19 protein-coding genes are annotated in these 17,367 nt (G+C 53.8%); 9 read left to right on the top strand and 10 right to left on the bottom strand.

What is annotated here, in order from left to right; translation table 11 throughout:
* Positions 1 to 23 precede the first annotated feature (23 nt).
* Complete coding sequence (locus PCI15_RS19675) at positions 24 to 1,715, top strand: choline dehydrogenase (protein WP_271271615.1); 1,692 nt, start codon at positions 24 to 26, stop codon at positions 1,713 to 1,715.
* Positions 1,708 to 1,983, top strand: a complete 276-nt coding sequence (locus tag PCI15_RS19670) for a cupin domain-containing protein (protein ID WP_271271614.1) — start codon at positions 1,708 to 1,710, stop codon at positions 1,981 to 1,983. The genes PCI15_RS19675 and PCI15_RS19670 overlap by 8 nt, the downstream gene beginning before the upstream one ends.
* Before the next feature lie 4 nt (positions 1,984 to 1,987).
* Here the strand turns inward: PCI15_RS19670 and PCI15_RS19665 are convergent, their stop codons facing one another.
* On the bottom strand, positions 1,988 to 2,608 hold the full coding sequence (locus PCI15_RS19665) for a helix-turn-helix transcriptional regulator (RefSeq protein ID WP_271271613.1): 621 nt from the start codon (positions 2,606 to 2,608) through the stop codon (positions 1,988 to 1,990).
* A 125-nt stretch (positions 2,609 to 2,733) separates the two neighbouring features.
* On the opposite strand from PCI15_RS19665, the gene PCI15_RS19660 reads away from it, so the two are divergent.
* The 3 genes from PCI15_RS19660 to PCI15_RS19650 all read left to right on the top strand — a co-directional run bounded on the left by PCI15_RS19660 (position 2,734) and on the right by PCI15_RS19650 (position 6,002).
* Complete coding sequence (locus tag PCI15_RS19660; protein ID WP_271271612.1) at positions 2,734 to 3,972, top strand: MFS transporter; 1,239 nt, start codon at positions 2,734 to 2,736, stop codon at positions 3,970 to 3,972.
* Between the two features lie 95 nt (positions 3,973 to 4,067).
* Positions 4,068 to 5,150, top strand: a complete 1,083-nt coding sequence (locus tag PCI15_RS19655; RefSeq protein ID WP_271271611.1) for an alcohol dehydrogenase family protein — start codon at positions 4,068 to 4,070, stop codon at positions 5,148 to 5,150.
* A 66-nt stretch (positions 5,151 to 5,216) separates the two neighbouring features.
* Entirely contained in the window at positions 5,217 to 6,002 is a 786-nt protein-coding gene (locus PCI15_RS19650) for an ImmA/IrrE family metallo-endopeptidase (protein ID WP_271271610.1), read from the top strand.
* A 49-nt stretch (positions 6,003 to 6,051) separates the two neighbouring features.
* Here PCI15_RS19650 and speB read toward each other — a convergent pair whose 3' ends face one another.
* From speB to PCI15_RS19635, 3 genes are all read right to left on the bottom strand, one after another.
* A complete protein-coding gene (speB, locus tag PCI15_RS19645; RefSeq protein WP_271271609.1) occupies positions 6,052 to 7,032 on the bottom strand; it encodes an agmatinase in 981 nt (326 codons plus the stop codon).
* A gap of 97 nt (positions 7,033 to 7,129) precedes the next feature.
* Positions 7,130 to 8,044: a LysR family transcriptional regulator gene (locus PCI15_RS19640; RefSeq protein WP_271271608.1), complete on the bottom strand. Its 915-nt coding sequence runs from the start codon at positions 8,042 to 8,044 to the stop codon at positions 7,130 to 7,132.
* A gap of 112 nt (positions 8,045 to 8,156) precedes the next feature.
* Positions 8,157 to 9,170, bottom strand: a complete 1,014-nt coding sequence (locus tag PCI15_RS19635) for a TRAP transporter substrate-binding protein (RefSeq protein ID WP_271271607.1) — start codon at positions 9,168 to 9,170, stop codon at positions 8,157 to 8,159.
* Positions 9,171 to 9,513: 343 nt separating this feature from the next.
* On the opposite strand from PCI15_RS19635, the gene PCI15_RS19630 reads away from it, so the two are divergent.
* The 3 genes from PCI15_RS19630 to PCI15_RS19620 all read left to right on the top strand — a co-directional run bounded on the left by PCI15_RS19630 (position 9,514) and on the right by PCI15_RS19620 (position 10,849).
* The gene (locus PCI15_RS19630; RefSeq protein WP_271271606.1) at positions 9,514 to 9,699 is read left to right on the top strand and encodes a hypothetical protein; all 186 of its coding nucleotides are present in this window, start codon (positions 9,514 to 9,516) and stop codon (positions 9,697 to 9,699) included.
* Positions 9,700 to 9,851: 152 nt separating this feature from the next.
* Entirely contained in the window at positions 9,852 to 10,268 is a 417-nt protein-coding gene (locus tag PCI15_RS19625; protein ID WP_271271605.1) for a hypothetical protein, read from the top strand.
* 41 nt (positions 10,269 to 10,309) lie between these two features.
* Positions 10,310 to 10,849, top strand: a complete 540-nt coding sequence (locus tag PCI15_RS19620) for a MerR family transcriptional regulator (protein ID WP_271271604.1) — start codon at positions 10,310 to 10,312, stop codon at positions 10,847 to 10,849.
* An 80-nt stretch (positions 10,850 to 10,929) separates the two neighbouring features.
* On the opposite strand, the gene dapA is transcribed toward PCI15_RS19620, so the two are convergent.
* The 3 genes from dapA to PCI15_RS19605 all read right to left on the bottom strand — a co-directional run bounded on the left by dapA (position 10,930) and on the right by PCI15_RS19605 (position 13,611).
* Positions 10,930 to 11,796, bottom strand: coding sequence for a 4-hydroxy-tetrahydrodipicolinate synthase (gene dapA / locus PCI15_RS19615; RefSeq protein ID WP_271271603.1), 867 nt, complete (start codon positions 11,794 to 11,796; stop codon positions 10,930 to 10,932).
* Positions 11,797 to 12,205: 409 nt separating this feature from the next.
* On the bottom strand, positions 12,206 to 12,616 hold the full coding sequence (locus tag PCI15_RS19610; RefSeq protein WP_271271602.1) for a putative signal transducing protein: 411 nt from the start codon (positions 12,614 to 12,616) through the stop codon (positions 12,206 to 12,208).
* 38 nt (positions 12,617 to 12,654) lie between these two features.
* Positions 12,655 to 13,611, bottom strand: a complete 957-nt coding sequence (locus tag PCI15_RS19605; RefSeq protein ID WP_271271601.1) for a GlxA family transcriptional regulator — start codon at positions 13,609 to 13,611, stop codon at positions 12,655 to 12,657.
* A gap of 447 nt (positions 13,612 to 14,058) precedes the next feature.
* On the opposite strand from PCI15_RS19605, the gene PCI15_RS19600 reads away from it, so the two are divergent.
* Positions 14,059 to 15,054, top strand: a complete 996-nt coding sequence (locus tag PCI15_RS19600) for a glycosyltransferase family 9 protein (protein WP_271271600.1) — start codon at positions 14,059 to 14,061, stop codon at positions 15,052 to 15,054.
* Between the two features lie 14 nt (positions 15,055 to 15,068).
* Here PCI15_RS19600 and PCI15_RS19595 read toward each other — a convergent pair whose 3' ends face one another.
* The 3 genes from PCI15_RS19595 to PCI15_RS19585 all read right to left on the bottom strand — a co-directional run bounded on the left by PCI15_RS19595 (position 15,069) and on the right by PCI15_RS19585 (position 17,359).
* The gene (locus PCI15_RS19595) at positions 15,069 to 15,503 is read right to left on the bottom strand and encodes a VOC family protein (protein ID WP_271271599.1); all 435 of its coding nucleotides are present in this window, start codon (positions 15,501 to 15,503) and stop codon (positions 15,069 to 15,071) included.
* A gap of 68 nt (positions 15,504 to 15,571) precedes the next feature.
* Entirely contained in the window at positions 15,572 to 16,387 is an 816-nt protein-coding gene (locus PCI15_RS19590; RefSeq protein ID WP_271271598.1) for a phosphate/phosphite/phosphonate ABC transporter substrate-binding protein, read from the bottom strand.
* Positions 16,388 to 16,480: 93 nt separating this feature from the next.
* The gene (locus tag PCI15_RS19585) at positions 16,481 to 17,359 is read right to left on the bottom strand and encodes a LysR substrate-binding domain-containing protein (RefSeq protein ID WP_271271597.1); all 879 of its coding nucleotides are present in this window, start codon (positions 17,357 to 17,359) and stop codon (positions 16,481 to 16,483) included.
* Positions 17,360 to 17,367: the final 8 nt, after the last annotated feature.

The following is a 17,367-nucleotide window of genomic DNA, read 5'->3' as shown; positions in this document are numbered from 1 at the left end:
GGCCGGATAATGAGATGACAACTATGCAAACACGATATGACTATATTGTTGCCGGCGCCGGGTCTGCCGGCTGTGTGGTGGCAAGGCGGCTGGCGGATGCCGGTCATGAGGTCTTGCTGCTGGAAGTGGGCAGCGCGGATAAATCCTGGATTCTGCAAATGCCTGCCGGCCTGCGGTCAGCGTTCAAACCTACTTCCAAATATAACTGGTGGTTTCATACCGAGCCGCAAAAGCATCTGAATAACCGGGAAATTCAGCAACCCCGTGGCCGGGTGTTGGGAGGCTCTTCGTCGATCAACGGTATGACCTGGCTGCGGGGGCATCCGCTGGATTATGACCGCTGGCAGCAGGAAGGAGCCGAGGGCTGGGACTGGGAAAGTTGTCTGCCGTATTTTAAAAAAATAGAAAACAGCACGGTGGACAGTATTTACCGCGGTACCGCCGGTCCGGTCGGGGTACAGCGTCAGGAACAGCTCAGCCCGCTGAATGCAGCGTTTCTGGAGGCTGGTCAGGAAGCCGGCTGGCCACTGACGGAGGACGTAAATGGCTATCAGCAGGAAGGGGTCTCCCGCTTTGAAATGAGTGTGAAGAAAGGGGTGCGCAACAGCACTGCCTTTGCGTATCTGCATAATATGCCAGCTCGGGATAACCTCACAGTCTGGACCGGTTGCCAGATACTGAAGGTAAACCTTCAGGGAACCGCTGTGACCGGCTGTCAGGTGAAGTATCAGCAACAGGTACTGGATGTTTCAGCGGATCAGGAAACCCTGTTATGTGCGGGAGTATTCGGTTCGCCACAGTTACTGATGCTGTCGGGAATAGGCCCTGCCGCACATCTGGCCGAACATGATATTGACTGTAAGGTAAACCTGCCGGGCGTGGGGGAAAACCTGCAGGATCACCTCGAGTGCCATATCCAGATTGAAACCAAGCAGCCGGTTTCTCTTAACCGGGAGCTGCAGCCGCACCGGATGTTATGGGCGGGTATGCAATGGTTTGGCGCAAAAACAGGGGTTGCTGCGGTGAATCAGTGCCATGTTGGCGCGTTTCTGAATAGTTCAGCGGAGACGGTCCATCCGGATATACAGTTTCATTTCTTCCCGGTGTTTTTCGATAAAGACTGGATTCCGGTGCCGACCACCTATGGCTACCGGATCGGTGTCGGACCGATGCGGCCAACCAGCCGGGGCAATGTCCGTCTACGCAGTAATAAAGTCACTGATCCGTTACGTATCGACCCGAATTATATGGCCACCGATGAAGACTGGCGGGTCATGCGTGAAGCTATGAATCTGGGGCTGGAAGCTGCCCGGCAACCGGCGTTTAAGCCTTATCATTACCGCGAGGATACCCCGGGGATTCATATCCGCGAGGGGAAGGCGATGGATGACTTTATCCGGGAGGATGCCGCCAGTGCTTATCATCCGTGCGGTACCTGCAAAATCGGCACGGAGGAGGATGTCATGGCGGTGGTCGACAGCCAGCTGCGGGTACGCGGTGTGCAGAATCTGCGGGTAATTGATGCCTCGGTCATGCCTTCGCTGCCCAGCGCCAATATCAACGCTGCCACTATTATGCTGGCAGAAAAAGCCAGCGATCTGTTGCTGCATAAACCGACGGTAACAGAGCGGGCGCCGGCGTATTTCAGCCGTCCGCCGGAGGGCGGGCAATTATCAGATCAAACTGCAGTGAACGGAGTAACACCGAATGTCTGAGAAAATGATTGAAGTCCATAACACCGGCGCAGAAGAACAGGCTGCCTGTCAGAGCTGGGAGCTTTGGGAAAGCGGTGAGATCCGTGAGTTTGCCTATGATTACGATCAGGATGTGCAATTCATTGTGCAACAGGGTGAAGCGGTGATTCACACGCAGTTTGGTGACCGGGTTGCGATTGCACCGGGCCACCGGGTGGTGATCCGTGCCGGAGTATCCGGCCGCTGGGACATAACTGCGCCGGTGGTGAACCGGTATGAATATCTTTAAACCGTCATAACGGGCTTATCCGGTAGGAGCAGCGCCGGGCGCCGTCGAGAATATAATCCTCCCGGTTAACCGTCGCCTGTGCTGCGAACAGTGACTGAAACAGTTGCAGTTCTGAACGGCAAAAATTCTGGCAGCGTTGGGCTGCCGCGCAAATCGGGCAGTGGTTTTCAATGAACCAGTAGCCTTCTTCATCTTCCTGCCACTGTGCCATGTAGCCTTCAAGGCTGCGCAGTTCGGCCAGCTTTTCCAGTTTTTCTGTCAGGGTGGGGCAGTTTGTCAGTGCTGCATGGTACTGGCTGTCCAGTTGCTGCTCCCGCTGGCTGATCAGCTGTTCCAGCCCGGCATCCCCGAATACTGTCTGAATTGAATCGAGCATGGTGATCATCAACTCACCGTGGCTGTCCGGAAACTGCTGCCAGGCCTGAGGGGTGAGTTGCCAGTACCGGGAAGGGCGTCCCCGGCCGGCGGAAATATCTTCCCAGCTCACCAGTTGGCGTTCTTCCAGTGTCAGTAGATGCTGGCGGGCACCCATGGAGGTGATGTCCAGAAGTTTACCGAGTGCCGCGGCGGTTTGCGGGCCTTTGGTTTTGAGGAGATAGAGAATACGGTCGCTGCTGTCATTCATAAAATCAATTATGCGGGATTAATTTATTTAATCAACTAAAAGCTTTACTTAATAAGTATCTGTTATCAGAATAAATAAAGTATTTTGTTTATTTAATAGCTGGATCAGAAATTAAGGAGCGGCTTATGCGTTATTCCCCTTCACTGCAATGGGCAATCTGCCTGACGGTACTGTTGTCCGTGGCCGGTTTCAGTATGCCAGCGCCGGTACTGACGCCGCTGTTTCTGGATACCGAAAAAGAATTATTTACCGCGCTGCACGGGCTGGATCAGGTTGCCCGGGTCTGGTGGCTGGGGGCTGTGATCTTGCTGTACCCCATCGGGCAGCTATTTGGTGCGCCGTTATTTGGCCGTTATTCCGATAAGATCGGCCGCAAGCAGGTATTGCAGTTTACCTTGCTGGGGGTCGCTACCGGGTATCTGGGCATGGTGGTGGCGATTCATACCGGCAGTTTATGGTTACTGGTGATCAGCCGTCTGGGGGCGGGGTTCTTTAACAGCAATGTGGCCATTGCTCAGGCCATCGCCGCGGATATAAGCACGCCTGAAAGTAAACCCCGGCTGTTCGCGCGGATTAATATGGCCCTGAATCTGGGCTGGATTATCGGCCCCCTGAGTGGCGGTTATGCGGCTTATGCCTGGAATGATTACAGCCTGCCATTCATGTTTGGAATGTCGCTTGCGCTGGTGAATATGCTGATGATCACGCTCTGGCTGCCGGGCACTAAGCCCAATGCGGAGCAGCGACAGCAGGCGCAGGCCAGACATCAGCAGAGTTCCCGCTGGGCGCTGTTAAAGGATGCGAAGCTGGCCCCGCTGTTTGCGCTGACGCTGTTCAGTTACCTGGCAATCAGCATGTATTTTTCATACTTCAACGTATACACCGTGGATGTCTTTGATTTTGGCCCCCGGGAGATTGCCTGGAGTGCCGTATGCATCAGCATTCCGATGATGTTTGGCAGCTGGGCAGGCGCCCGGTTAAAGGCCCGGATGACAACTTCGAATCTGGGGATGGCGGGCCATGCGCTGATGGCGGCGGGGATGCTCAGCTTGCCCCTGATGAGTACGCTGGAAGGCTTCGCACTGACCTTATTGTTCACCGGTGTCGGTATGACCATCAGCGAGCTGGCAACTTCACTGGTGGTGTCCAATGAAGCCAGTGAGGCGCAACAGGGAGAGGCTATGGGCATGTACCGTTCTGTCTCTATGGGCAGTGAGCTGGCGGCAGTGGCGCTGGGCTCAGCCCTGATTATGGCCGGCGTGCACTGGGTGTTTCTGGCGGCCGGTACCTTTGCGGCGATTGCCGGCTATGGCTTCCGGATACGTAAGCAGGCAGTTGCCCGGGCTAAACTGTCTGTAGCGTGAGAGGCTGCTTTTCACAAAAAGTTCTGTCAAGGTTGGCCGTATCCGCTGTAAGGTGGATACGGTCTTTTTTATCAGTCAGATGCAGAGGCAGAGCGATGATGGCGAAGATGATGAAAGCTGTGGTCACCACAGGTAATGGTGGTTATGAGCGACTGGAATATAAAGATGTGCCGGTGCCTGAATTAAACGCGGGCGAAGTACTGCTGAAGGTCTTGGCAGCCGGGATCAATAATACTGAAATCAATACCCGCCTGGGCTGGTATTCATCATCGGTGACTGAATCGACCAGTGCGGCCTCTGATGACGGTTTAACCCCCGAAAGCAGTGACGGTGGCTGGAATAAAGAAACCCCGTTTCCGTTTATTCAGGGGACTGACTGCTGTGGAGAAGTGGTTGGGCTGGCGGCCGGTGTGGATAAGGGGTTGCTGGGTAAGCGGGTACTGGTGCGGGCCTGTATGCGGGAACATGGTTATGACAACCTGGATAATATCTGGATGGGATCAGACTTTGACGGAGCATTTGCCGAGTATGTAAAAGTGCCCGCCACAGAAGTATTTTCTGTTGACTGTGACTGGAGCGATGCCCAGCTGGGTACCATTCCCTGTGCCTATGGTACGTCAGAAAACATGCTGCACCGGGCGGACGTGAAAGCAGGAGACGTGGTGCTGGTAACTGGCGCATCCGGGGGTGTAGGCTCCGCCACTGTGCAGCTGGCCAAACGCCGGGGGGCAACCGTAATTGCCGTTGCCGGTGCAGATAAACACCCGCAGATGCAGCCGTTAGGGGCTGATCAGTTATTGGCCCGGGATGCAGATTTACTGGCGTTGCTGGGTGAACAGTCGGTGGATGTGATTGTTGATAACGTCGCCGGTGCGGGGTTCCCGACTATGCTGAAGTTACTGAAGCGGGGAGGACGGCTGGTGTCTTCAGGCGCGATTGCCGGGCCGGTGGTGGATCTGGATATGCGGGATATGTATCTGAAAGACGTACGACTGATCGGCACGACTGCCTGGGATGAGCCGGTGTTTCCTAACCTGATTGCTTATATTGAAAACGGTGACATTCAGCCTTTGCTGGCGGCCGCTTTTCCGTTGGCGGAGATTGTTGCGGCCCAGCAATTATTTCTGACCAAACAGCATGTGGGTAAGTTTGTGCTGTTACCGGCGCATGAGGGGTAAGCCTCTGTGAGCCGGACAGAATGTGACGGAACGAACGGGTATTAAGAACGAACAGAGAGGGAGCAGATGCTTAAACGTTGGATTGCAGGTGTACTCAGTTGTGGATTGTTGCTGGGGATATACAGCGTTGTCTGGGCAACGCCTCTGACTGAAGAAGGGCCAGCGTATATTCTCTACTGGGCAAATGATGGCAGGATCGAAGAAGCTGACAGCTATTTACCCCGTCAGATTGACCGGCCCCGGGCAGAAAAAATCTGGCAGATATTCACTGCGATCGTACCGGGAAAGCAATTAGCCTGGGTGCAGGAATATTATGTCAGCGGTCCGGAGAACGAAGGTGGGGCCTCAGTGATTGCCATTGATGATGAGCTGCGGGAATGGCAGTTGTCTATAGACGAGAAGTCGGTCGATCTACAGAGCCGGCTGGATATGGAAAATCTTGTTTTTGTACTGGTGCATGAGCTGGGCCATATTATTACCCTCAATCATGAGCAGATAGAGGTTGATTATACTGACTGTGATAACCGGATTGAGCTGGAGGAAGGGTGTGCCCGGGAAGGTTCGTACATCAATCAGTTTGTCCGGCAGTTCTGGACTGCGCAGATGGTCAGTGAAGCTGAGGAGGAGTCCGCGGAAGTGCTGCACAGCCGTTACCGCGACCATTTCCTGGCTGAATACGCTGCGACCAATCCAGCTGAAGACATCGCTGAGAGTTTTAGTATATTCGTTGAGGAAGAGCAGCCGGAAGACTGTCAGGTGAGCATTGCGGAGCAGAAAATTTGCTTTTTCTACGGGTTCCCGGAACTGGTAATACTGCGTTCGCAGATCCGCGCCGGTGTAGCTGATTTATAACTGACAGGTACGCGGCCGGAGGTGAGCTCCGGCCGGCCATCCACAGGGGTTATTCAGTTCTGTCCTGTGAGACTTTTTCACTCAGCAGGCAGAGCATTTCCCACATCAGGGTTGCGCCTACCAGTGCAGTTGCACCGCTCGGATCAAAGGGCGGTGATACTTCCACCAGATCCGCACCGATCAGGTTAAGCCCCCGCAGGCCCCGTACCATTTGCTGGGCCTCAACAGTGGTCAGGCCACCGATTTCCGGGGTACCGGTACCCGGCGCGAAGACCGGATCAAGGCAGTCAACATCGAAGCTGATATAGGTGGCCTGATCGCCCACAACCTCTCTGGCGACTTTAAGTGCGCCGGCAACTCCCAGTTCGGTGAACTCTTCCATACGCATCACACGGATGCCCTGTTCCAGCCCCCAGTCATCATCGGTTTCACTGTACAGGCCACCGCGGATGCCGATCTGCACGATGCGTTTCGGGTCCAGCAGACCTTCTTCAATTGCCCGGCGGAACGGTGTGCCGTGGGTGTATTTACAGTCACCGAAATAGCGGTCCCAGGTATCGGTATGGGCATCAAAATGCACCATGCCCAGCGGCCCGTGCTTTTTCGCCAGCGCCCGTAATACCGGCAGGCTGACAAGATGATCCCCGCCGGCACCCAGCGGCATAATGTTATGTTCGACCATTTCGGCCACGAAGTTTTCGATCATATCCAGCGTGGGTTCAATCGCCAGCGGATTTACCGGCGCATCGCCAAAGTCGGCACAGCGGGCCAGCTTAAACGGGCTGATATTCAGTACCGGGTGAACTTTACGCATCAGGGCCGAGGCGTCGCGGATCTGGCGTGGCCCGTGGCGGGCGCCGGCGCGATTGGTGGTACCGCCATCCCAGGGGATGCCGTACAGGCCGATTTCGGCATCGGGTGCTTCGGCAATGCTGTAGTGGGGCAGGCGCATGAAGGTGGCAATGCCTGCATAACGGGGTACTGACTCGGATGCCAGTGGGCTGAAACGATTGTCCTGGGTAACTGACATATGAGTTCCTCACCTCAATGATCAAAAATTCACTGTAAGACGGGGACAGGTGTCGTTAAATGGCAATTATGACGGGTAAAGTTTCCGGTTTTGGAAACTAATCCGCCTTTTCAAATGCTCCCAGTAACGCAGCCCTTAACAGGTTTGGCCGGGCGTCACGGCGGACGATGATTTTAAACGGCACCTGATAACTGAGAGTTTCTGGCAACAGAGGACGCATCAGGCCTTTTTCCACCCACAGGGCAGCGTAGTGATCCGGCAGAAAGCCCACGTACTGACCACTGAGAATCAGGGTGGCGATGCCCTCAACCTGATAGGAGGTGGCGGCGGCTTTTAGCTGGGGAAACTGTTCTTTGAGGAGGAATGAGTGGGTATAGCCGGGGGCGATAAAATCATGCTGGCTGATCCGGGACATGTCGATGTCTGCTTCCGGCAGTTCAAACAGCGGATGACGGTTGCCGCAATAAAACAGTGACGTTTCCGCATGCAGGTTATGGTATTCGAGCCCGGGCAGGATGTGATGCTGGGGGATAATCCCCATATTGGCCCGGCCCTCAATGACCGCCCGTTCCACTTCATTCGGGGAGGCAACCTGCAGATTAATTTTAACTTCGGGCTCCTGCTGGTGGAATTTACCCAGTACTTCCGTTACTGCGGAATTGGCGTCCGTGAGCATGTTGTCGGTGAGGCCCAGAGTGAGCTCGCCGACTAAACGGCTGTGGACGGCATTCACATTGGCGCGGAATTTTTCCAGATCGACTAACAGTTCCTGCGTGGCCTTATACACCAGCCGGCCATGTTCGGTGAGCTGAAAGCCAGAACGTCCCCGTAAACACAGATGCATATCCAGCCGGGTTTCCAGATCAGACATTTGCCGGCTGATCGCTGAGCGGCCAATATTCAGTTCCACTTCGGCTGCAGAAAATCCGCCACATTCCACCACGGTTTTGAATACCCGTAACAGTTTCAGGTCGATATCGGCAATCTGTCCGGAGAGGCTGGTACGTTTCATGGCGGTCATAACTTAGCGGCTGAGGTTGGTCTTAGAGTAACCGAAAAAAGCCCTGCCGGCATGAGCCGGAAGGGCAATTTTACTTATGAAGCGAAGTTATAAAACCTAAGGATTAAACTTCGTCGCGGCCCAGCAGGCGCAGAACGCGGTTCAGTTTGTCCTTACCGCCAATGCTTTCATAGTGCTTAGGCCATACAGCTGTGGTGGCTTTTTCAATCCACTCTTTTTCACCGTTGGCAGGATCATTAATGATCATGCCTTTTTCGATCAGCTGCTGTTTGATACGGGCTTCGTTGGCGGTCAGGAATTCAGCGCTGTCTTTAGTCGCTGCTTTGCCGGCTTCAACGATGGCCTGCTGTACTTCAGGCGTTTGCTCCTGATAGACGCTTTCGCTCATGATCAGTGGCTCAATGGAGAAGATGTAGCGGATATTCGTTACGTACTTCTGCACGGTATCAAACTTCATAGCATCTACCGTGACATAAGGGTTGTCCTGACCGTCTACAACGCCTTGCTGAAGCGCTGTAAATGTTTCAGACCATGCCATAGGTGTCGGGTTACCGCCCCATGCCTTGTAGGTATCAATCATGATTTCGTTTTTCGGTACCCGCACGATCACTTGTTGCAGGTCTTCCAGTGTCTCGATTGGCTGCTTGGAGTTGGTCAGTACCCGAAAACCGGTATAGGCCCAGCCAACGATACGTACACCGGCATCTTTAACTGTGTTTTCCACCAGTTCTGCACCCACCTCACCCTGGGTTAGCAGCTGGGCTTCATCCAGGCTCTGGATGACATATGGCAGGGTGAAAATGCCCACGGTCGGGGAGAAGGGGGTGACGTTGTTAATGGCCAGAATTGAGAAGTCCAGGGTACCCAGACCCGCTTCAACAACAGTGTCCTGTTCGCTGCCTAACTGGCTGTTCATGAACAGTGTCCCGGTGAATTCACCGTTGGTTTTGGCTTCCAGCTGTTCCACAAATTTCAGACCAAATGCATGCTGTGAGCTGCCTTCGGAATCGCCACCGGCGATTTTCCAGTCAGTGGCTGCAAAGCTGCCGGTACTGCTACCAATGACCAGCGCGGCGGTCAGAGATACGGCTGTGGATATATTATTTTTATATTTCATACAAACCTCAGATAGTGGTGTTGGGCTCCGGAGACCTGCAGCGGTCTGGCCGCTATTTTCGGCAAGTCTGTGCTTCATCCTGCGGTAAAGATCCTTGTAGATAAATGCAAACATTCAGGTGTTTAGTTGCTGAAAGCGGAAACAGTGTGTGTTGTTTATATGCCTTATAAGAGCGTCGCCTTTTCCGTTGCTACCGTTACGGTCATGCTGTTGAAAGAACGGCTATTTCTCATTAGTGGGTCTGATATATAAAAAATAGTGGATCTTTTTAACGCCCAATATTGCTCTATTCTACCTCCATCAATCGGGTGCATGACAGCATAAATCTGACAGGAGGTAGCTGATGAACATCACGCAGGAAATTAAATTACAGCCGTTACCTGCAACGCAGAAGCCGATGAATGTATGGCGCCGGCTGTTACGTTTGTCGGACCGGTTTCTGCACAGTTATATGGCATATAAAGCTGCCGAGTTGCAGCGGATGTATGATTTGCCTGTTACAGAGAATGGCCGTAACCGGCAGCTCTGAGAACCTGTTCGCGTGTGTAGCGACTTTCCGGTGTGCCCTTCTGCAATTGAAGGCCACCGGTTTTTTTTTGTCTGTCTTTTTACTGCTTTACCTGACTACAGCTTCATAGTTTAGGCTCGCCGTTTTACACTGAGCTGAAAGGAAAAGATGATATGCCAGACACTATGTTGCAAGACGCCGACTTTATGACACAGTTTGAAGACTGCAGTTTATCACCGGCTCATTTTGATCACCGCGGCCATATCCGTATTGCCTGGCTGTATGTGGATAAATATGGTCCGGCGGTGGCGCTGGAAAAACTGGTTGCAGGCATCCGCCGTTATGCCGGCAGTCTGGGGGCGGATGATAAGTTTCACTACACCATTACCGCTGCGCTGTTGCAGATACTGGAACAGCGTCAGCGCGAATGTCAGGCGGCTGACTGGCAGACTTTTATTCACAGGAATACCGATTTACTGACCGATGCTCAGCAGTTGTTGCTGCGTCACTATCGTCAGGAAGTGTTGTTTTCAGAAGCCGCAAAAGCGGGCTGGGTTGAGCCGGACCTGCAGCCGTTTGCCGGCGTTTAACTGAAGCGGCTGCGGGACGTGCAGCCGAAAAGGAGGGGGTTATGTATACCGTTGGTGAACTGAGCCGCCGGTTTGGCTTATCCCGCAGCAGCTTGCTGTACTACGATAAAATCGGCCTGTTAAAACCTGGTGGCCGCAGTGCGGCGAATTATCGCCTGTATAACGGGCAGGATCTGCAGCGGCTGGAAGATATCTGCCGTTACCGGCAGGCCGGTCTGACACTGGAAGCCATTGCCCGGTTGCTGGAAAGTGAACCCCAGTCGGCGGGTAATATCCTGCAGCAGCGATTACAGCATCTTAATCAGGAAATTGCCGGGTTACGGGAACAGCAGCAAATACTGCTGACCTTGCTGGGCGATCCGGCGATGCAGGCACAGACCCGGGCGCTGGATAAAGATGCCTGGGTGGCGGTGCTGGAAGCCAGCGGAATGGATGAACAGGCGCAGCATAACTGGCATATCCAGTTTGAACAACAGATGCCGGAAGCCCATCAGGACTTTCTGGAGTCGCTGGGGATCAGCGCGGATGAAATCCGGCGTATCCGGCTATGGTCAGGAATGGCTGATCAGGAGGGTGGCTGAACAGACGGGAGTTTCGCGGTCAGTACTCTGTGCTAAAACAGAGGCCTGACCGCGATAACCCGGAGTGTTGCGTATGGGGGTTAGCCCATCAGGTGTTGCAGGCTTTCCAGCGTACGCTTGGTCTCTTCAGACAGCGGCATGACCGGCATGCGGCACTCTTCAGTGCACAGGCCTAACAGTGAGGCTGCATACTTAGGACCGGCAGGGCTTGGCTCTGCAAACATGGCATTGTGTAACGGTGCCAGCTTGTCGTGAATGGCCAGTGCTTCTGCAAAGTTACCTTCCTGACAGGCTTTGTGCATCTGTGCACACAGCGTCGGTGCAACGTTAGCCGTCACAGAAATACAGCCGTGACCGCCGGAGGCGTTGTACGCCAGTGCAGTCATATCTTCACCGGACAGGTAAGAAAATTCTTTGCTGATCTGCAGACGTTCCTGGCAGATGCGGGACAGATCACCGGTGGCGTCTTTTACACCCACTACCCGTGGCAGTTCAGCCAGGCGGGCCATGGTTTCCGGCAGCACATCGACAATTGCCCGTGGCGGAATGTTGTAGATCACAATTGGCAGATCAACACTGTCGTGCACCAGTTTGAAGTGCTGGTACAGGCCTTCCTGGTTCGGACGGTTGTAGTAACCGGCAACACACAGCAGGGCATCGGCGCCGGCATCCTGTGCATGACGGGCGTATTCAACCGCTTCCACAGGGTTGTTGGAACCGGCACCTGCGATAACAGGTACACGGCCGGCGGTTTCTTCCACAACGATTTCGATAACACGCTTGTGTTCCTGTTCGTTGAGGGTTGGCGATTCGCCGGTGGTACCGACAGGCACGAGGCCGTTGGTGCCACGTTCGATCTGCCAGTTCACCATTTTACGTAAGGCATCTTCATCCAGCTGGTTGTCGCGTAATGGGGTGATAATGGCGACATAGGATCCGCGGTACATGTTCAACTCCTGGGTTGTTATTGGCCACAGCACACAAGCAAAAAAAAACCGGTGCGCCTGCGACCGGTTTTCGTATGTGATTTTTTGCTGTCTTTCGCTACTTCACACGCACGCCGAATCGCCAGGAATTTTGCCCGGTTTATCGTTGCGTTTATCAAAAGAAGCGAAAGTTGCCAAAATTAAATCCGTGTTTACTATTGGAGCAGGAATTTAGCCGGTCTTAAGGCCGCAGTCAAGTTGTTCAGAGGCTTAGTTTGGGCTTCTGCGACTTTGGTATTTATATCCTCTGAAAAGCTGCTGCAGATCACGGTTTTACAGGCCTTACGGGCTGTTTCTGTATATTGTTCTGTATACAGTTTTGCGTGTTTCAGATAATGATAACGATGGTAAACCGGAGCTGGCTGTCCACTCAGTTGTCAGTATCAGGTGGGGTTTTGCTGCACTGGCCACAGTCGCGGCATTTTATGCCGTCATGTATCGGGAAAATGGGCAGGTCCAGTAACATGATTGAAAGGAAGGTCCAGCGGCGGCCAAACTGATAGTATTCAGTGTTGTGGCTATGGCAAGCCGGGCAGGGAGCTGTATCGCAGCCCTGTTCTTCTACCAGCGCGGCTTCATTTTCTTCTGCGAGAATTTCCAGTGCGGTTTCTGCCTGAGCCTCGGGTACCTGAAGCCGGACGCCTCCCATCGCATTGGAATATAACCATTGCATGTTGATGGTATGTTCATCTGCGATAAAAGGGGTCAGGCCGGCACATTCCAGTTTGGCCCGGGCAATGTGAGCTTCGTAGGGGAAAGAAAAGCGTGCGACGGTAATCATATCTGTTCTGCTCCCTGTTGGATGCCGGGCTTAGCCCGTTAGCGGTCTTCGCTGGGGCTGAGCTGAAACTGGTTACGGTAACTGCGGGTAAAATGCGGGGCTGAGCTGAAGCCGCAGGCGATGCCGATTTCAGCAACACTCAGGTGCGACTCCCGCAATAATTGCTGCGCCCGTTCCAGCCGGATCTGCATGTAGTAACCGGTGGGGGATTTATCCAGATGGCTGCGGAACAGCCGTTCAAGTTGCCGCACTGATAAATGTGCATGTTCCGCCAGTTCACTGGGTGAAAGCGGGTTTTCGATGTTGGCTTCCATCTTGGCCAGAACCTTTAACAGACGCGGGTGATGAATCTTAAGACGGGCTGCCAGGCCGATGCGCTGTTTGGCCGATTTTTGCCGGATACCGCTCTGGATAAACTGTTCGCAAACATTAATTGCCAGGTCATGACCAAATTCTGCCTGAATAATGTGCAGCATCATGTCGATGGCTGCCGTGCCGCCGGCGCAGGTAATCAGGTTTTTATCAATTTCAAACAGTTCGTTGCTGATTTCCACCCCGGGGTTATCTTCCTGAAACGCCGGAACAGCTTCCCAGTGCAGGGTAAAGCGCTGATTTCGCAGTAAGTTCGCGGCGGCAAGCACATAACAGCCGGTATCCATCGCACCAAGCACCGAACCTTTACGGTAGAGTTTTTTCAACCAGGATAAGGTGGTTTCATTGATGTATTTTTCCGGGTTAAAGCTGGCACATACAAACAGGTTTTTCGGGGTTTCGACATCCTGAATAGACTGGGTTTGCTGGATGGCTAACTGGTTACAGGCGTTCACGCTTTCGCCGTCATCCGATAACAGCTGCCAGCGAAAAATCTCCCTGCCCGCAAACCGGTTCGCGACCCGCAGCGGTTCGATGGCAGACAGTAACCCAACCATGGCGTACTCCGGCAAGAGTAAAAAAGAGATTGTAAAAATGCCGTCGTGGTCGGGCTTGAGGATCATAGGCGGATTTTCCGGTTGGTCAAACTGAACTCAGCGGTGACGGTGCCTGCAGCTTTTATACTGCTCACTGAGGCTGCGTTACCGAGAGTACCATATCTTTACAAAATATAACTTTACAAAAATTCCCTGAAAAAAGTGAACGTTTTCTATCACATAGCGTGTTTATGTCGTGCAGACGGCGGGTTTTGTCGTGGGAAGAAAGGTAGCCGGTCAAGGGATGGAGTGGTTTGTCTGCGCGGGTGAGCAGTGGGCAGGTTTCAGCAATCCCCCGGCTGACGCTGTCGGCGAACCTTGGCCCACCACAGGTTTAGCCATGTTCATGGACGCTGTGACCGTTAAGCTTGCCGCTAAGTTTTCATTGTGTTGCAACGGTATTTTACCGGTTATCAACATTTCATCGGATACCCTTTCTCAGTAAGTCAGTGGGTTGTAAAGGACAGGTTGAGAATGAAAAACGTTGCGGTATTTGTGCCTAATCGTGATCAGTTTGGCAATATCACCACGCAGATCCCCATGCTGTATGCACTACAGAAGCAGCACCCGGAGGTGTATATAACGGTGTATACCCGGTCCGGGAACAGTCAGGTGCTAGTGGATGCCGGTGTTGCTGATGATCTGATTAACTATCAGGGCTGGAATTTTCTTAAGGTACTCAAAAGTCTGAACCGCGGGGGCTACGACGCGGTATTCAATGTGTATTCCGGCTCAGAGAGAATCCACCTGGCAGTACTGGCTTCCCGGGTGCCGGATAAATATGCATTCAGTGATTCAGGCCTCATCCATAAACTCAGCCTTTATACGCAACACATGCTGGTAGATAAGGGCCAGCAATATATCGCGATCAATAATCTTGAACTCGCTAATGTGGCATTAGGCACTGACTTTGATACCACCATCATTAAAGAGTTAGGCAGGGGCGTTTCCGGAGAGAAAACCTGCCTTACCCTGGTGCCGGGGGGCGGTGCCGGGGCGTTTAAAGTCTGGCCGGTTGAAAAGTACTGTGAGGCGGCGAAACAAATCTTTGATGACGCGGATAACATCCGCAGGATTGGCGTTGTATTAGGCCCGCAGGAGGCTCAGAAAGCCGGACAGATCGGGGAGCTGTTGGCGGGTTATCCTTACGACATCATTGTGTCTCCGCCGGTGCGCGAATTAATTGATCTGGCGAACGTTTCGGCACTGACGCTCTCAAATGACTGCGGCCCGTGTCATATTTTCCAGATGATGAAGGTGCCGATGATCATGATCTGGGGATGGCAAATGAACCCGGATCAGTGCCGGTCGCCTTACCATACCCTCACAGACTGGTATCAGAACAGTGATGATTCCTGGTGCGTATTCCCGACAGAATCAGAAAAAAAGATTGCCACTATTTCGGTTGAGCGTGTGACTTCGTTGTCATTAATGCAACTGGCAAGAAACACGCTGACGGTTCAGCCTTAAACACCGGTGACGGATTATACGTGCTGGTCGAAACCGTCAGTACCGGTTGTCTGATTATCGACGAAATCATCCAGTTCTATCACATTGCCGTCCGGATCACGGATGAAAATTGCTTCCATATGGGGGATCTCAAAACTGCCGGTAACGGCAATGTTACTGGTTTTCATGAATTGCCGGGCGTCGCTGAGGGAATTGACGGTCAGGGCGATGTGGGTAATCCCGGTATATTTCTCCGGCAGGTCCATCAGGATATTACAGTCACCACTGATTTGCGGTGCCCCCAGCAGGTTGAGTACTACGCCGCTGGGGTGACGCATCACGACCGGATGGCCTTCATCAAAGCCGGTGTCGGTCATGAACTGGAATCCCAGCTGTTCATAAAAGCTGACCGAGCGGGACTTGTCGCGGATGCGGATACCAATATGATTAACGTTTTCAATGTGCAGCATACAGATTCTCCTTTGACGGCGGAGGTTTTTTTACGAACAGATGCTGTTAATAATAGTCGCCGCGAGGCTCAGGAGCAGGAAATCTGCCAGGGCAGGTTGTCGTCCGTTTGCACGGCAGGATGGTCAGCAAGGGGGGCGCTGCAGCGCCAGCCGGTCGCCGCCGGAATGCGCATACTGCGATACTCGTCGATACCGGTCGGCAGAATACCGGTGATGCCCAGTGATCCGCCATGCCGGGCCGCAGCCTGACTCAGCGCGGCGCACAGTTGTTCAGCAGATACTTTGCCGTGCCTGTGGGTCACATAAGGCGGTGCCGGCGCTTCGCTGCTGCGGTCAATAATGACAATGCCGTTGTCGGTATCCGCCTGACTGAGCAGGTTCCATGAATGGGCGTCGATGGCGGCATAGTCTGCCAGACCGTCGCGGATCAGCTGCAGGCTGGCTTCATGGGAACCGCTGATCAGATACTGGTCCGCCTGCCAGCCCTGTGCAGCAAACCACTCCAGCAAAGCGTTACAGCCGGAACGGGAGCTGGGTGAATTGACCACCAGACGTTTCCCCGACCGGGGTGAGGCAGCCGTGACGATATGGCTGAAATAATTGCCCGGCTGGCAGTCAAGATCGCTGAATACCGGCCGGGCAACGGGAATCAGTTCACCGGCATGCGGGGTAAACAGGTCCGGGCCGCAGCACTGGCTGATCAGCAGGTCCGGGCTTTGCCACTGGCTTTCCAGCGGGGTTGTCCGGTCCAGCTGCCGCGGTAACAGGTCGCTGCCTTCCTGCAGGTGACTGGCCAGACAGGCACGGGCCGTTCGCCAGAAATCATCTAGCTGCGGGTGGCTGGTGCTCAGGTCATACCAGGGCAGGCTGGCGATCAGTGTCACAGGCGTTTGGTCTTCCGGCTGAGAGTTGAGAGTGCTGATTAAGATGCGCTCTTAAAGGTATAGCTGCCGCGCAGGATACACCCTTCCCGCTGATTACGAAATAGTCAGCGTTGCTTCCCTGAGCCAGTCGGTAAAATGAATCACTTTAGCCAGCCCCTGCCGGTCATTGACGATATCCAGCCAGTAACCGGCGGGGCCGGAGACTTCGGTATCGCTGAACTGAATCAGGCTGCCATCGGCCAGTTCGTGGCTGATCATCTGTTTGTCGATGATGGCAAAGCCTGCGCCGCCTTTAACAGCATTGATGACCTGATCCAGCGTGCTGAATTCCATGCCCCGGGCAGGGTCAATCCGGTCCAGTAAACCGGCGGCCTGCAGCCAGTTATCCCACACCGGTAAACGCTTACCCTGATGCAGAATATGCAGCAGGTTATGATTTTCCTGCTCCAGATGCCGGGCCTGTTCCAGCAGTTGCGGTGCACACACCGCAATATGCTGCTCCAGCACCAGCAGCTCACTGTAATGCTGCGGACGGGCGGTCTGGCCAAAGCGGATCTGGCAGTCAAAGATGATCTGATCGTTAGCCTGATCCTGCACCGACAGTTCCAGTTCCCGAAACCGGTGATGGAAATCGCTCAGCCGGGGGGCCAGCCAGCGGGTGGCGTAGGTGGGGGGCACCAGTATATTCAGTTTTTGCCGCTGGTTCGGGTCACGCAGTTCCTGTACTGCACCTTCCATCAGGTTGAATGACTGTTCCAGTTTGCTCAGTAACTGGCGGCCGGCGTCGGTGAGTTCCAGACGGTGATGCAGGCGAATAAACAATGGCACCCCCAGATAATCCTCAAGCTGTTTTATCTGCCGGCTGACGGCTCCCTGCGTCACGTTGAGAACGTGGGCCGCCTGAGTAAAGCTAAGCTGTTTACCTGCTGCTTCGAATACCCGCAGGGCATTCAGGGGAGGAAGTGCGCGCATAGTTGTAT

Source organism: Aliamphritea hakodatensis (genome assembly GCF_024347195.1).
GTDB classification, from domain to species: Bacteria; Pseudomonadota; Gammaproteobacteria; order Pseudomonadales; family Balneatricaceae; genus Amphritea; species Amphritea hakodatensis.
This window is presented reverse-complemented; position numbering and strand designations above follow the sequence as displayed.

Coding starts and splice junctions, on each gene's coding strand:
- PCI15_RS19675 (WP_271271615.1), top strand. CDS start 24: ATGCAAACACGATATGACTATATTGTTGCCGGCGCCGGGTCTGCCGGC.
- PCI15_RS19670 (WP_271271614.1), top strand. CDS start 1,708: ATGTCTGAGAAAATGATTGAAGTCCATAACACCGGCGCAGAAGAACAG.
- PCI15_RS19665 (WP_271271613.1), bottom strand. CDS start 2,608: ATGAATGACAGCAGCGACCGTATTCTCTATCTCCTCAAAACCAAAGGC.
- PCI15_RS19660 (WP_271271612.1), top strand. CDS start 2,734: ATGCGTTATTCCCCTTCACTGCAATGGGCAATCTGCCTGACGGTACTG.
- PCI15_RS19655 (WP_271271611.1), top strand. CDS start 4,068: ATGATGGCGAAGATGATGAAAGCTGTGGTCACCACAGGTAATGGTGGT.
- PCI15_RS19650 (WP_271271610.1), top strand. CDS start 5,217: ATGCTTAAACGTTGGATTGCAGGTGTACTCAGTTGTGGATTGTTGCTG.
- speB (WP_271271609.1), bottom strand. CDS start 7,032: ATGTCAGTTACCCAGGACAATCGTTTCAGCCCACTGGCATCCGAGTCA.
- PCI15_RS19640 (WP_271271608.1), bottom strand. CDS start 8,044: ATGAAACGTACCAGCCTCTCCGGACAGATTGCCGATATCGACCTGAAA.
- PCI15_RS19635 (WP_271271607.1), bottom strand. CDS start 9,170: ATGAAATATAAAAATAATATATCCACAGCCGTATCTCTGACCGCCGCG.
- PCI15_RS19630 (WP_271271606.1), top strand. CDS start 9,514: ATGAACATCACGCAGGAAATTAAATTACAGCCGTTACCTGCAACGCAG.
- PCI15_RS19625 (WP_271271605.1), top strand. CDS start 9,852: ATGCCAGACACTATGTTGCAAGACGCCGACTTTATGACACAGTTTGAA.
- PCI15_RS19620 (WP_271271604.1), top strand. CDS start 10,310: ATGTATACCGTTGGTGAACTGAGCCGCCGGTTTGGCTTATCCCGCAGC.
- dapA (WP_271271603.1), bottom strand. CDS start 11,796: ATGTACCGCGGATCCTATGTCGCCATTATCACCCCATTACGCGACAAC.
- PCI15_RS19610 (WP_271271602.1), bottom strand. CDS start 12,616: ATGATTACCGTCGCACGCTTTTCTTTCCCCTACGAAGCTCACATTGCC.
- PCI15_RS19605 (WP_271271601.1), bottom strand. CDS start 13,611: ATGATCCTCAAGCCCGACCACGACGGCATTTTTACAATCTCTTTTTTA.
- PCI15_RS19600 (WP_271271600.1), top strand. CDS start 14,059: ATGAAAAACGTTGCGGTATTTGTGCCTAATCGTGATCAGTTTGGCAAT.
- PCI15_RS19595 (WP_271271599.1), bottom strand. CDS start 15,503: ATGCTGCACATTGAAAACGTTAATCATATTGGTATCCGCATCCGCGAC.
- PCI15_RS19585 (WP_271271597.1), bottom strand. CDS start 17,359: ATGCGCGCACTTCCTCCCCTGAATGCCCTGCGGGTATTCGAAGCAGCA.